This window comes from Bradyrhizobium sp. LTSP849, from assembly GCF_000938255.1.
Classification (GTDB): Bacteria; Pseudomonadota; Alphaproteobacteria; order Rhizobiales; family Xanthobacteraceae; genus Bradyrhizobium.
The window spans coordinates 94,365-107,823 of sequence record NZ_JYMR01000018.1 but is presented as its reverse complement, the minus strand read 5'-3'; the positions used below and the strand labels follow the sequence as shown (position 1 = coordinate 107,823).

Annotated in this window: 12 protein-coding genes; 6 read left to right on the top strand and 6 right to left on the bottom strand. The window is 65.4% G+C overall.

The annotated features are described in order from the left end of the window. Positions 1-27: 27 nt before the first annotated feature. Positions 28-996, bottom strand: coding sequence for a cell division protein FtsX (locus UB31_RS14000; RefSeq protein ID WP_045005360.1), 969 nt, complete (start codon positions 994-996; stop codon positions 28-30). Next, the gene (gene ftsE / locus UB31_RS13995; protein ID WP_045005362.1) at positions 989-1,648 is read right to left on the bottom strand and encodes a cell division ATP-binding protein FtsE; all 660 of its coding nucleotides are present in this window, start codon (positions 1,646-1,648) and stop codon (positions 989-991) included. Before ftsE ends, UB31_RS14000 begins: the two co-directional genes overlap by 8 nt. Positions 1,649-1,829: 181 nt before the next feature. Between ftsE and UB31_RS13990 the strand changes: the two genes are divergently transcribed. Together UB31_RS13990 and UB31_RS13985 are read left to right on the top strand one after the other, a co-directional pair. Further along, positions 1,830-2,720, top strand: coding sequence for an MJ0042-type zinc finger domain-containing protein (locus tag UB31_RS13990; RefSeq protein ID WP_045005768.1), 891 nt, complete (start codon positions 1,830-1,832; stop codon positions 2,718-2,720). 48 nt (positions 2,721-2,768) lie between these two features. Beyond that, positions 2,769-3,143, top strand: a complete 375-nt coding sequence (locus tag UB31_RS13985; RefSeq protein WP_045011238.1) for a response regulator — start codon at positions 2,769-2,771, stop codon at positions 3,141-3,143. 212 nt (positions 3,144-3,355) lie between these two features. Here UB31_RS13985 and UB31_RS13980 read toward each other — a convergent pair whose 3' ends face one another. Then, the gene (locus UB31_RS13980; RefSeq protein WP_045011237.1) at positions 3,356-6,010 is read right to left on the bottom strand and encodes a TIGR02302 family protein; all 2,655 of its coding nucleotides are present in this window, start codon (positions 6,008-6,010) and stop codon (positions 3,356-3,358) included. 181 nt (positions 6,011-6,191) lie between these two features. Here UB31_RS13980 and UB31_RS13975 point away from each other — a divergent pair, with 181 nt between their 5' ends. The 3 genes from UB31_RS13975 (at position 6,192) to UB31_RS13965 (ending at position 9,582) form a co-directional block, all read left to right on the top strand. Further along, positions 6,192-6,575 (top strand): carboxymuconolactone decarboxylase family protein, encoded by a 384-nt coding sequence (locus UB31_RS13975; protein WP_045005367.1) that lies wholly within the window; start codon positions 6,192-6,194, stop codon positions 6,573-6,575. Between the two features lie 201 nt (positions 6,576-6,776). Further along, on the top strand, positions 6,777-7,685 hold the full coding sequence (locus UB31_RS13970; protein WP_045005369.1) for an NAD(P)-dependent oxidoreductase: 909 nt from the start codon (positions 6,777-6,779) through the stop codon (positions 7,683-7,685). 151 nt (positions 7,686-7,836) lie between these two features. After that, positions 7,837-9,582: a tannase/feruloyl esterase family alpha/beta hydrolase gene (locus UB31_RS13965; RefSeq protein WP_045005370.1), complete on the top strand. Its 1,746-nt coding sequence runs from the start codon at positions 7,837-7,839 to the stop codon at positions 9,580-9,582. A gap of 39 nt (positions 9,583-9,621) precedes the next feature. On the opposite strand, the gene lysA is transcribed toward UB31_RS13965, so the two are convergent. The 3 genes from lysA to argH all read right to left on the bottom strand — a co-directional run bounded on the left by lysA (position 9,622) and on the right by argH (position 12,691). After that, entirely contained in the window at positions 9,622-10,887 is a 1,266-nt protein-coding gene (gene lysA / locus UB31_RS13960) for a diaminopimelate decarboxylase (protein WP_045011236.1), read from the bottom strand. A 23-nt stretch (positions 10,888-10,910) separates the two neighbouring features. Further along, positions 10,911-11,201: an LPS translocon maturation chaperone LptM gene (gene lptM, locus UB31_RS13955; RefSeq protein ID WP_045005770.1), complete on the bottom strand. Its 291-nt coding sequence runs from the start codon at positions 11,199-11,201 to the stop codon at positions 10,911-10,913. 92 nt (positions 11,202-11,293) lie between these two features. Further along, complete coding sequence (gene argH, locus UB31_RS13950; protein ID WP_045005373.1) at positions 11,294-12,691, bottom strand: argininosuccinate lyase; 1,398 nt, start codon at positions 12,689-12,691, stop codon at positions 11,294-11,296. Between the two features lie 101 nt (positions 12,692-12,792). Between argH and tlpA the strand changes: the two genes are divergently transcribed. Next, the gene (tlpA, locus tag UB31_RS13945; RefSeq protein ID WP_045005375.1) at positions 12,793-13,458 is read left to right on the top strand and encodes a thiol:disulfide interchange protein TlpA; all 666 of its coding nucleotides are present in this window, start codon (positions 12,793-12,795) and stop codon (positions 13,456-13,458) included. The last annotated feature ends 1 nt before the right edge of the window (position 13,459 follow it).

Sequence of the window (13,459 nt, the reverse complement as noted above, 5' to 3'; positions counted from 1 at the left end):
CCACAAGGGGAGAAGGAAGAAACCATCTCAATCAACATCATTCAGCGTCGCGAACAACGTCTGGCGCGAGGCGACTGCGGTGATCGCGCCGATCAGCACGGCCTGCACCGCGAGCACGACGTATCCCGACGGCCGCAGCGAGAAGGTGCCGAGCAGGGCCGCGAACTGGTCGCCGACCGGGGTGCCCGAAAACCAGCCGGCGATCGACTCGGAGAAGCCGAACAGCAGCATGGCGACGCCGCCGCCAATCACGCCGCCTTCGAGGCCGAGCCTGAGGAAATGCCGCAGGAAGCGGTTGGCGATGTAGCGGTCGCCGGCGCCGACGAAATGCAGGACCTCGACGATCGGCCGGTTCGCCGCCATGGCGCCGCGGGTTGCGAACGAGACCGAGATGATGGTCGCGACAATGACGAGCGCGAGGATGCCGATGCCGGCGAGCACGGTGGCATTGGTCATCGAGCGCATGCGTTCGATCCAGGCACGGTGATCGTCGACGCTGGCGCTTGGCGCAACCTGCGTCACACGGGCGCGCAAGGCGCCGAGATCGAGCGCCGTGCCAGGCTGCACGCGGGCGATGATCATGCGCGGCACCGGCAAATCGTCCATCGAGAGCCCGGTGCCGAGCCAGGGCTCGAGCAGCTTGCCGCTCTCGTCCTTGGTGAAGGGCTTGACCTCGACGATGCCCGCTTGCGCGCGCATCGCTTCGGTGACGGCGACGGTGTCGCGCTCGATGTCGCGCCCGGATTGCGGGCGGACCTGGATGGTGATTTCGCTCGCGACGTCCGACTGCCATTCCGCGGCGGAGGCGCTGACCAGCAGCACCGTGCCCGTCGTCATCGAGGCGAGGAAGGTCATGATGGCGACGACGGCGACCAGCGCGCGGCCGTGGATCGAGGCGCGCGGCACGATCGGCGACATGTTGCGCGCCCTGGCCGGAAGCTGCGGACGCTCCTGTCCGAGATCGACCAGCACGCCGCGCTCGTCGGGCCTACTCATAGACGTGCAATCGTCCCTGGTGCAGCACGAAGCGGCGCGCCTCGTACTGGTCCATCAGCGCGATGTCGTGGGTCGCGATGATGACGGCAGTGCCGGACTTGTTGAGCTCGATGAAGAGCCGCAGCAATCTTCGCCCGAGCGTGGGATCGACGCTGCCGGTCGGCTCGTCCGCGAGCAGCAGTTGCGGCCGCGAGATCACCGCGCGCGCGATCGCCGCGCGCTGCTTCTCGCCGCCGGACAGGATCGGCGGCAGCGCATCCATGCGCTCGCCGAGGCCGACCCAGCGCAGGAGGTCGATGACCTCCTTGCGATAGCTCGACTCGCTGCGGCCCATGACCCGGAACGGCAGCGCCACGTTCTCATAGGTCGTCATGTGGTCGAGCAGGCGGAAATCCTGGAGCACGATGCCGATGCGCTTGCGCAAGTCCGCGATCTCATCCTTGCCGAGCTGCGAGATGTCGTGACCGAACAGATTGACGAGGCCGCGCGTCGGCCGGTGCGACAGGAACAACAGGCGCAGCAATGACGTCTTGCCGGCGCCGGAGGGGCCGGTGAGGAACTGGAAGGAATGCGGCGGGATCTGGAAACTGAGGTCGCGCAGGATCTCCGGCCCCAGGCCGTAACGCAATCCAACATTTTCGAACCGAACCAAGCTCAGCTCCGTTCGAGGGGGGACGCGGCGCGCGGCCAGCGAGGGTTTCGCCGCATGCGATCAAGGGGTTGTGCGACCGTTATGGTTTCCGGTTCGTTAACGGTCGCCTTGTAGCATCCAGGCCGCCCGGTTCTGCGCGATTGGGTCATCGCCAAGATTCTCCATGCATCAAGGCTCGTCCATGCATATCGTCTGCCCCCATTGTACGACATCCTACGCCATCAAGCTTGCGAGCCTTGGGGCTAACGGGCGGACCGTCCGCTGCTCCCGCTGCAAGGAGACCTGGATGGCGCATCCCGAGGATGCCATCGAGGAGGCGGCCGTGCCGGCCATGGCCTCGGCCAGCCAGGCCGACGACCAGGCCGATCTCGCCGAGCAGTGGAACTCCTACGCCAAGGACGACAGCACGGCGGAGACCCCCGAGGTCGAGAGCCCCTCGATCGCCAGCGACTGGCCCACCGAGGATGCCCAGCAGACCGAAGACGCGACCGAGGATGATTGGTCGGCGGCGGCCCGTTCTGCCGAGGACGACAGCATAGGCGTGCCGCACCAATCCTGGTTCCGTGGCCTATTCCCCCGTCGCGGCGCACGGGTCAGCCGTCCGGCGGCCACCACGGCGCGGCGAAAATCCCATGTCGGCCTGCCGACCGCCTGCGCCGCCATGGGTGCGCTGGTGCTGGCTCTGGTGATCTGGCGCAGCGACATGGTGCGACTGCTGCCGCAGACGGCAGCCTTCTACAAGATGGTCGGGTTTGATGTGAACCTGCGCGGCCTGGCCTTCAAGGACGTCAAACTCTCGAGCGAGACCGTGGACGGTAAGCAGGTGCTGGTGATCGAGGGTGTGATCGTCGGCCAGGGCAAGAAGCCGCTCGATATCCCGCGGCTGCGTTTTGCGGTGCGCGACGCGCAAGGCGCGGAGATCTACGCCTGGAATTCGGTGCTGGAGCAGACCGTGCTGCAACCCGGTGAGCGCGCCTTCTTCAGGTCGCGCCTGGCGTCGCCGCCGCCGGAAGGCCGCAATATCGACGTTCGCTTCTTCAACCGACGCGACATTGCCGGCGGCAGCGTATAATCGACCCCGCCGGGTCCCGCGCGGGAGATTGGTCCCAAGGTTCGTCTCATGCCAAAAATCTTGATCGCCGATGACGAGGATTCGATGCGCCAATTGGTGGCGCGCGCCATCGCCATGGACGGCCACGAGACCGTCACCGCGCAGGACGGCGCCGAGGCGCTGGAGATCCTGACCCGCGAGGACGGCGCGTTCGATCTGTTGCTCACCGACATCCAGATGCCGGTGATGGACGGCATCGCGCTGGCGCTCTCCGTCGCGCGCGATTTTCCCGACCTGACCATTTTGCTGATGACCGGTTATGCCGACCAGCGCGAGCGCGCGTCGAATTTAAACGCGCTGGTGCATGACGTCGTGACAAAGCCGTTCTCGGTGGCGGATATCCGCACGGCGGTTGCGGATGCGCTGGCGGCGAAGAAGGGGTAGCGGCGGAGAGAGCTCTCTCAGCAGTCTGCTGGAGCAGTACGAGCCGGCCCCACAAAAACGGTGTCGTCCCGGCGAAGGCCGGGACCCATACCGCGTGATCTATCTATTAGCGATCGGTAGCAGTACCGGATGACGAGTCTTCGCCAAACATCTCCCTGGGGTTATGGGTCCCGGCCTGCGCCGGGACGACGTTGGGGAGACAGCCTGGCCTCTCAAAAATCCTTCAGCAGCCGCTCGATATAGTCGAGCTCGATCTGCGGGCGCGAGGGGTCGCCGAGGCGGCGGCGGAGCTCTTCGAGGATGCGGCGAACGCGCTGGACGTCGATCTCGCCGGGGATCTTGACCGTGTAATCGTCGCCGAATTCGCGACCGTGCAGCGGACGGCCGAGCGGGTCGGTCTGGTTGCCGCCGCTCTGCTGGCGGCCAGCGCGGTTGCCGGGACCATCGCCCTGGCCGTCGCCGTCGCCCTGCTGCATCGCCTCGGCCATCTTCTGCGCGCCCTTGCGCATCGCATCCAGCGCCTTGCCCTGGGAGTCCACGGCGCCATCGGCATTGCCTTCGCCGAGCTTGCCGCCGGCATCGCCCATGGCGCCGTCGGCGGCGTCGAGCCCGCCATCATCGTCGCCCTGGTCGGCGTCCTGATCGCCGTTCTGGCCGGGCTGTCCCTGGTCGCCTTGCTGACCCTGCTGGCCCTTCTGTCCTTGCTGACCTTTCTGGCCCTTCTGCGCGAGACCGCGCTTGGCCATCTCATCCTGGAGCTTCTTCAAGCGGTCGCGCAACGACTGCTGATCCTGCTGGAGATCGGACATCGACTGGTCGCCCTGCTGCTTGCCGCGTTGGCGGTCGCGCCGGGAGTCCTGGCCCTGCTTGTAGGTCTTGTCGCGCAATTGCTGCTGCTTGCGGATCATGTCGCCGAGCTCGTTGAGCGCCTGCTCCATGTCGCTCTCGCCGGACTGGCCCGGCTGCGCCATCTGAAGGCCCTCCAGCATCTGCTGGAGCTGGTCGAGCAGCTGCTTGGCCGCATCCTTGTCGCCGGAGCGTGACAGGCGCTCCATGCGATCGATCATGTTCTGGAGGTCCTGCTGGCGCAGGATCTTGGTGTTGGGATCAAGCGGACGGGCGAGCTGCTGGCCATCCTTGTTGTTGCGGAACTGCTCGGCGAGCTGGCGCATGAAATTGTCCAGCGCCGCCCGCAGATCCTGCGTGAGCTTCTTGATCTCCTCGTCGCTGGCGCCGCGCTCCAGCGCCTGCTTCAGCGCGTCCTGGGCCGCCCGCAGCGCCTTCTCGACGTCGGAGATGTTGCCGTCCTCGATCGTCACCGCAAGCGCCCACAGGCTCGCCACGACCTCGCGCATGGCGTCGTCGGTGCGCGCCGCCTCGAGCTGCCGCGCGACGTTGTAGAGGCCGAGATACTGGCCGGTCTCCTGTGTGAACAGCTCAGGCGCGATCATCAGTGCGTCGAGCGCGGTGTAGACGTCGGAATTCTTGTTGGCGTCGAGCGCGAGGATGCGGCGCTGCTCGATCAGGGCGCGCGCCAACGGCTTGGTGAAGAGCCGCTCGGGCAGCCGCATGTTGAACGGCTCGCTCTTGGCCTCGTTACCGGCCTCGTCCTTGGCGGTGAGCGTCAGTGTAATATCGGCGCCGGCATAGGGATCCTCGCTGAGATCCTTCACCGTCTGGCCGACGCCGTTGCGGGTGCGCGCGTTCGGCAGCACCAGTGGAAACTGCGGCGGCTGGAACAGCGGTCGCGCGGCGGTCTTCACGTCGGAGGTCTTGGTGTCGGAGGTCTTGGTGTCGCCGTCCTTGCTGGCGTCTTTTGCGTCGCCGGAACGCGGAGCAATTTGCGCCTCGGCGCCGGTGACGCCGTAATCGTCCTCGATCTTGTAGACGAGCTGGAGCGCGCCGCGCGCCTGGCGCTCCGGATCCTTGGCGAGCGCAATCGTCGGCGGACGGTCCGGCGTCGCCGCGAACGCCCATTGCGGCTGGCCTGAGGGCGCGCGGACATGGGCGGTGCCGTCGCCGGTGATGGTGAAATGCTTCTCGTTGGTACCCTTGGGCGTGGCTTCCGCGGGCGCGACTTCCTTGAGGCCGCCGGAGACGGCGACATCGAGGCTGCCACCGGAGGATCGCACGATCAGGGTCGAGCCGGCGGGAACGGCGAGCGGGCCGGCGGCCGGCAACGCTGTGGCTTCCTTGTTGGCGGCAGACAGGATGACCGGCGGCTTTCCGGTGTAGAGCGGCGGCGTGACCCAGGCATCGACGCGAACGTTCGTGGGCGCCAGCACGCCGTTCCAGTCGAAGGCGGCGCCCAGCCGCATCGCGCGCTCGTCGCCGGCGGCGAAGAAGGTCGCGACCAGCATCACCATGACCAGCGCGCGCAACGCCCAGGGGTCATGCAAGGCGAGCCGCGGCTGCGGCAGTCCGGCGCGGATGCGCTTGAGCGAGGCCAGCGTGCGTTCGCGCTGGGCCTGCCACAGCGCTTTCGCCACCGGGTCCTGTGAGGTCAGCGTATCCGTGAGCGTGGTGGCCGGACGATGACGGATGCCCGAGCCGCGGTCGAGCCGGGCGAGCGCCTCCTCGCGGGCAGGCCAGCGAAAGCGAATCAGCGGGAAAAGGGCGGCCGCAGCGATGCCAGCGAAAACGACGAGACCGATGGCGCGGACGATTGAGGGGAGTGCCAGCCAGAGACCGGCCCAGGACACCACCAGAAACAGGCCGACGACGGTCAGAACACGCGCCAGATTCGGCCAGGCACGCTCCCATGCGATGGCATAGATGGCCCGGTCTAGGGCCTGCGCCAGCTTCAGCCGCGACAGAGCGTCGCCATCGCGGATCGGGTCTGACGGGTCGGGGGTGCCGCCGTTCAATCAACTCTCCAGGTTACCCGGGCGAGCAAACCGTATCACAACGGCAGCACTGAGGCATCCGTTCCTGTACGGGACATCCCCCTTTTCCCGCATAACACGAGGACGTGACTGCTCCGGCTCAACCCCGTAGTTTCCGCGGCGTCATTCCCAAGGGAAATGCAAGGGAAGTAGAGGAAACGCCATGGACAAGAAGATGCACGACAAGGGCCTGGAAGTCCGCAAAGCGGTGCTGGGCGAAGCCTATGTCAACAACGCGCTGAAGAACGTCGACGATTTCAACCGTCCGTTCCAGGAGATGCTCAACGAATATTGCTGGGGCACGGTGTGGGGCCGCGAGGAACTGCCGCGCAAGACCCGCAGCATGCTCAACATCGCGATGATCGCGATTCTCAACCGGCAGCACGAGTTTCGCGCGCATCTGAAGGGCGCGCTGACCAATGGCGTCACCCGCGACGAAATCCGCGAGATCCTGATGCAGGTCGCGATCTATGGCGGCATGCCGGCGGCAGTCGACAGTTTTCGGATAGCGCGCGAGGTTTTTGCGGAGCTCGATGGGAAGGCGTGAGAGCGCAAGCCCTCTCCACGTCGTCCCGGCGAAGGCCGGGACCCATAACCACCGTCGGATGTGGCTATGGGGACTCGGAGTTACCGCCCTCACACAACGACTCCCCCCCTGGGGTTATGGGTCCCGGCCTTCGCCGGGACGACAGTGGGGGTGGTGCGTAGCTCAACTCCAAACAACGAATAAACAAAACAAGGAAACACCATGGACATCGGATTCATCGGCCTCGGAAACATGGGTTTCCCGATGGCGCGGCGGCTGGTCGAGGCGGGGCATAAGCTTGTCGTGTTCGATACGCGCAAGGAGGTCGTCGACAAGCTTGTCGCGCGCGGCGCTAGTGCGGCGACGTCACCGAAGCACGTTGCCGATCAGGTCGAGACCGTGATGGCGAGCCTGCCGTCGCTTCAGGCCTCGCTCGCGGTCGCGACGGGGCCGAACGGCGTGATCGAAGGGAGCCGGGCAAAACGCTTCATCGATCTCTCCACCGTCGGCTCGGCGATGGCGGCGAAGATTCACGGCCTGCTGGCCAGGCGCAACATCGTGCAGATCGACTGCCCCGTCTCCGGCGGCGTCGGCGGCGCCGAGAAGGGCACGCTGGCGGTGATGGTGTCGGGGCCGAAGGCGGAGTTCGAGCTGCTGAAGCCTGCGCTCGACGTGATCGGAAAAGTGTTCTTCATCGGCGAAAAGCCGGGCGCGGCGCAGACCATGAAGCTCGCCAACAATTTCCTGTCGGCCACCGCGATGGTGGCAACGTCGGAAGCCGTGGTGATGGGCGTCAAGGCCGGGCTCGATCCCGCCGTGATGATCGATGTCATCAATTCCGGCTCCGGCATGAACACCGCGAGCCGCGACAAGTTTCCGCGCTCGGTGCTGCCGCGGACGTTCGACTTCGGCTTCGCGACGGGACTGATGGTGAAGGATGTGCGGCTGGCGCTGGAGGAGATGAAGCAGCTCGGCCTGTCGATGGAGGTCGCCGATGCAGTCGGGCGGCTGTGGGAGACCGTGATCAGTGCGGAAGGCGCCGAGTCCGATTTCACTGCTGCGATCAAGCCGATCGAGAAGAAGGCGGGAGTCATTGTCGGCGGCACGCCAGGTGGACTTGCCGGGAAGTAGCATCAGCGCTCAGCCTCCCCTCACAACCGCGGCGTGAATTTCGTCGATCGCTCGCAAAAGCGCCGGATCGCAACGCAACATCCTTGAGTTGTGATCGCACTCGGCTATCCTGTCCGCTCTACAAGCCTGCAAAAAAATCAGGGAGGACAGAATGAAGCGTCATCGACACTTACTTGTCGGTGCGACCATGGCCCTGTTTGCCTGTGTCGCGATCAGCAGCTCGCCCGCCATGGCGACGGCGTGCACCAATCTTCGATCCTTGCAACTCCAGCACACGGTGATCAATTCGGCGGACGACAACACCACCGGCACCTTTGTCCCACCTGGCGCGAGCCCGATCATCGGCCTTCCCGCCTTCTGCCGCGTCACCGCAACCCTGATCCCCAGCTCGGATTCCAGCATCAAGATCGAAGTCTGGCTGCCGGAGAGCACGTGGAACGGCAGGTTCCTTGGCACCGGCGGCGGCGGCTTCCAGGGCACGATCACCTACAATGAGCTCGCCAGCGGCATCCAGGCCGGCTTCGCCGCGACCAACAGCGATCTCGGCACGGGGTCATCGGGATGCAACCCGTTGTTCTGCGGCTCGGCCGGCAACATGGGCAATCCGCTCGCCATCGAGTTCGGCGATCCAACGGCGCCGTCGACGGGCCTGTTCGGGCATCCCGAGCGGATCAAGGATTTCGGCTATCGGGCGATCCATCTGATGACCGAGCGGGGCAAGGAGATCGTCAACGCGTATTACGGGCATCGATCGCAACGGGCCTATTTCGCCGGCTGCTCCACCGGCGGCCAGAACGCCCTGATGGAGGCGCAGCGCTTCCCCAACGACTATGACGGCATCCTTGCGGGCGCAGCCGCCTTCAACCGGACTCACCTGCACATGGCAGGGCTCTACGGCTGGCAGAACACGCATGCGAGTCCGGGCCGGTTCATCCAGGCCGGCCAGATGACGCTGATCAACCAGGCCGTGCTCAAGCAATGCGTCGGCCAGGACGGCGGCGCCAGCACCGATCAGTTCCTGACCGATCCGCGCGATTGTCATTTCGATCCGAAGGTCCTGCTCTGCAAAGGCAGTAACGCGCCGCCCGCCTGCCTGACAGCCGATCAGGTCACGACCATGCAGAGGTACTACGCCGGCACGATCGACCCGGTGAACGGACAGCTCATCAATCCGGGCTCCGAACGCGGCAATGAGACCGACGATATCCTCGCGCTCGGCCTCGCCCTCCAGGAGCGATTTCCCGAACCGGCCTTCGACGGCCTGTTCTACTGGGTGTTCGGCCCGAGTTTCGGCTACCCCGCAAGCGCAACCAATTTTGCCAATTTCGATTTCCACCGCGACGTTGACAAGGTGGATGATCAGCTTGCGGCGGTGCTCAACGCGACCAGCACCGATCTCAGCGAGTTCAGGGGACACGGCGGCAAGCTGCTGATGTACCACGGCTGGGCCGACCCGCTGATCCCGTCACAGAGCAGCATCAACTACTTCCTTGCGCTGGCAGGGAATGAAGGCCCAGGATTCCAGCAAGGGTTCCAACCGGTCGGCTTCTTCGATCATGGCAACGGCAGCCCGGCGCTGCGACGGACCCAGAGCTATGCTCGGCTGTTCATGGTGCCCGGAATGTATCACTGCTCGGGCGGGCCCGGTCCCAACACGTTCGATGCGCTCACACCGCTCGTCAAATGGGTCGAGGCCGGGGTCGCGCCGGACACGATCCTCGCCACGAAGTTCGTGGCCGATACGCCGCCTGCGGTTCAGATGACCCGGCCGCTCTGCGTCTTCCCCAAGGTCGCAAAGTACAACGGCGGCGGCAGCACCAGCATTGCGACGAACTTCACCTGCGTCACCGACGAGAACGATTTTAATCAGAAGCCCGCTCCGAAATACGGGCCGTGACAGGCACGCACGTCGGCGAGCTTAGGCTCGCCGACGCCGTCAAAGCCACGGTGCCGGCGTATCCATCGCAATGAGCTGCTCGACCTCGATGCGCGGGCGCACGACCGCGTACTGGTCGCCCTTCACCAGCACCTCGGGCACCAGCGGCCGCGTGTTGTAGGTGCCGGCCTGCACGGCGCCGTACGCACCTGCGGTCATGATGGCGATGAGATCGCCCACCTTTGGGGTCGGCAAAGTGCGGTCGAGCGCGATGTAGTCGCCGGTCTCGCAGACCGGGCCAACGACGTCAGCCGTGATCGTGGCCGCGCCCTTGGCCGGCTGCGTCACCGGCAGGATGTCGTGATGGGCCTCGTACAGCGTCGGGCGGATCAAATCGTTCATCGCGGCGTCGATGATCACGAAATTCTTGCCATCGCCGTGCTTCACATAGATCACCTTGGCGACCAGGATGCCGGCATTGCCGACGATCATGCGGCCCGGCTCGAACATCAGCGTGCAGCCGAGATTGTGGCTGACGCGCTTGACCATCGCGGCATAGGCATCGGGCGCCGGCGGCGCCTCGCGATCCATGTAGTAGGGAATGCCCAAGCCGCCGCCGAAATCGACATGCGAGATGTTGTGGCCGTCGGCGCGCAGCGTCTGCACGAATTCGGAGAGGATGCGGAACGCGGTCTCCATCTTGGAGAGATCAGTGATCTGGCTGCCGATATGCACGTCGGTACCGGTCACCTCGATGCCGGGCAGCTTCGCGGCGCGCGCATAGACCTCGCGGGCATGCACGATCGGAATGCCGAACTTGTTCTCCGACTTGCCGGTGGAGATCTTTGCGTGCGTGCCGGCATCGACGTCCGGATTGACGCGGATCGAGATGCGCGCGGTCTTGCCCATCTCGGTCGCAAGCCGCGACAGCAGCTCAAGCTCAGGCTCGGATTCGACGTTGAGGCAGAGGATGTCGGCCGCAAGTGCGGCGCGCAGCTCGTCCTCCGTCTTGCCGACACCGGAGAACAGGATTTTGCTTGCCGGAAAGCCGGCGGCCAGCGCGCGCTTCAATTCGCCGCCGGAGACCACATCGGCGCCGGCGCCCAGCTTGGCCAGCGTGCGCAGCACCGACTGGTTGGAGTTCGCCTTCATGGCGTAGCAGACCAGCACCTTCTCACTGGCAAAGGCATCGGTGAAGACGCGATAGTGCCGCTCCAGCGTCGCGGTCGAATAGCAATAGAACGGCGTGCCGACGGTTGCGGCCAGCTCGGACAGGTTCACCGCCTCGGCGTGCAGCACGCCGTTGCGGTAGTCAAAATGGTTCATGGCGTTGGCTCAGTTGCCCCAGCTCACTTGCTGGGTTTGTCGTCCAGGAGCGGGTCGAGGATAAACGGTTTCTTCTTGCCCTTGGTCGCCGCCGGCGGGGCATCCGCGCCATAGGTGGGATTGAACACGCTCGGCGTCTTCTGGGCTTCGGACTCGGTGTCGGTCGGCGCCGCGATATTGGCCGTGGACGCGTTGGAGGCGGTTGGCGGCAGATCGAGCGGGCCCTTGCGGCCACAGCCGGCGAGCGCAAGCGCGCTCAGGCTCAAGACAATGATGGCCCACCCCGAGCCGGCCGGGCGAAACTTTGACGTCACGACGAAATCCCCACTACGCGGCCGCACCATACAGAGATTGGCGCACTCTGGCGAGAGCCGGATGACCATGAAACATAAGTGAAATTTTGCCCTCAGCCCAATTTTCGCTCTTTTTCCAGCCGCTTCGCCCAGGCCTTGGCCTGGCTCGCCACGTTCTTCGGCGCGGTGCCGCCAAAGCTGGTGCGGCTCTTCACCGACGATTCGACCGAGAGCACGCCGAGCACGTCCTTGGTGATCTTCGGCTCGATTGCCTGCATCTCCTTGAGCGGCAACTCGTGCAGCGCCACGCCGCCCTCGGCGGCCTTGGCGACGATGCGGCCGGTGACGTGATGGGCGTCGCGGAACGGCATCTTCAGCGTCCGCACCAGCCAGTCGGCAAGATCGGTCGCGGTGGCGTAGCCCTCACCCGCGGCGGCCTTCATCTTGGCCTCATCCGGTTCGAGGTCGCGGACCATGCCGGTCATGGCGCGGATCGCCAGCGACAGCGCGGCAAAGCCCTCCATCGCGCCCTGCTTGTCCTCCTGCATGTCCTTTTGATAGGCGAGCGGCAGGCCCTTCATCACGATCAGGAGACCGTTGAGCGCGCCGATGACGCGGCCGGTCTTGGCGCGCACCAGCTCGGCGGCATCCGGGTTGCGCTTCTGCGGCATGATCGAGGAGCCCGTGGTGAACTTGTCGCTCAGCCGGATCATGCCGACCAGCGGCGAGGTCCAGATCACGATCTCCTCGGCAAAGCGCGACATGTGCACGGCGCAGATCGAGGCCGCCGACAACGTCTCCAGCACGAAATCGCGGTCGGAGACGGCATCGAGCGAATTCGCCATCGGACGATCAAAGCCCAACGCTTTTGCTGTGGCGTGACGATCGATCGGGAACGAGGTGCCGGCGAGCGCGGCGGCGCCGAGCGGAGATTCGTTCAGCCGCTTGCGCGCGTCCTGGAAACGGCCACGGTCGCGCGCGGCCATCTCGACATAGGCGAGCAGATGATGGCCGAAGGTCACGGGCTGCGCGGTCTGGAGATGCGTGAAGCCGGGCATCACGGTCGCTGCATGTTCGAGCGCGCGATTGACCAGCGCCGCCTGGAACGCGGCGAGCGCGGCGTCGGTCTCATCGAGAACGTCGCGGACATAGAGACGGAAATCGGTCGCGACCTGGTCGTTGCGCGAGCGCGCGGTGTGCAGGCGGCCGGCGGCGGGGCCGATCAGCTCCGACAGGCGGCTCTCGACGTTCATATGGATATCTTCGAGCGCGCGCTTGAACGTGAAGCTGCCGTTGCCGATCTCTGACAAAATCGTGTCTAGACCCTTGCCGATATTTTTCGCATCAGAGGCCGTGATGATGCCCTGCGTGGCCAGCATCGCGGCGTGGGCCTTGGATGCGGCAATGTCCTGGGCAAAGAGGTGACGATCGACGTCGATGGAGACGTTGATCTCTTCCATGATCTCATCGGGACGTTCCGAGAACCGGCCGCCCCACATCTTGTTGCTCATGATCCCCTGCTCGCGCCTTGCCTTGCCGCACGTTTGCTGGCCGCAGCCAGCCGTATTAAGAGGCCCCTGATAGCCATATCTGCGACCGGATGACAAACGATATGCTCGACCCCAAGCCCTCCGCCACGCGCCGGATCCCCCTCGTCATCGCCACCGTGGCGATCGGAGGGCTGGCCGGCTTCGCCGCGCTGTACGGGCTGGGCCTGAGCCGGGCCCCTGCCGGCGATCCGGCCTGCCGCGCGGCGGTTGCGACCGCCTCGAGGATCGCCCCCCTCGCCCGTGGCGAGGTGGCGGCGCTGACCATGGCGAGCGCCCCCTTGAAGCTACCCGACCTCGCCTTCGAGGACGCCGACGGCAAGCCGAAGAAGCTGTCCGATTTCCGCGGCAAGACGCTGCTGGTGAACCTCTGGGCCACCTGGTGCGTGCCCTGTCGAAAAGAGATGCCGGCGCTGGACGAGCTTCAGGGGAAGCTTTCGGGCCCGAATTTCGAGGTGGTGGCGATCAATATCGACACCCGCGACCCCGAGAAGCCGAAAAACTTCCTGAAAGAGGCGAGCCTGACCCGGCTCGGCTATTTCAATGACCAGAAAGCCAAGGTTTTTCAGGATCTTAAGGCGATAGGCCGAGCACTGGGGATGCCGACCTCGGTGCTGGTCGATCCGCAAGGCTGTGAGATCGCGACGATCGCGGGACCGGCAGAGTGGGCGAGCGACGATGCGCTCAAGCTGATCCGGGCGACGCTGGGCCCGGCTGCGGCGTCATTTTAAG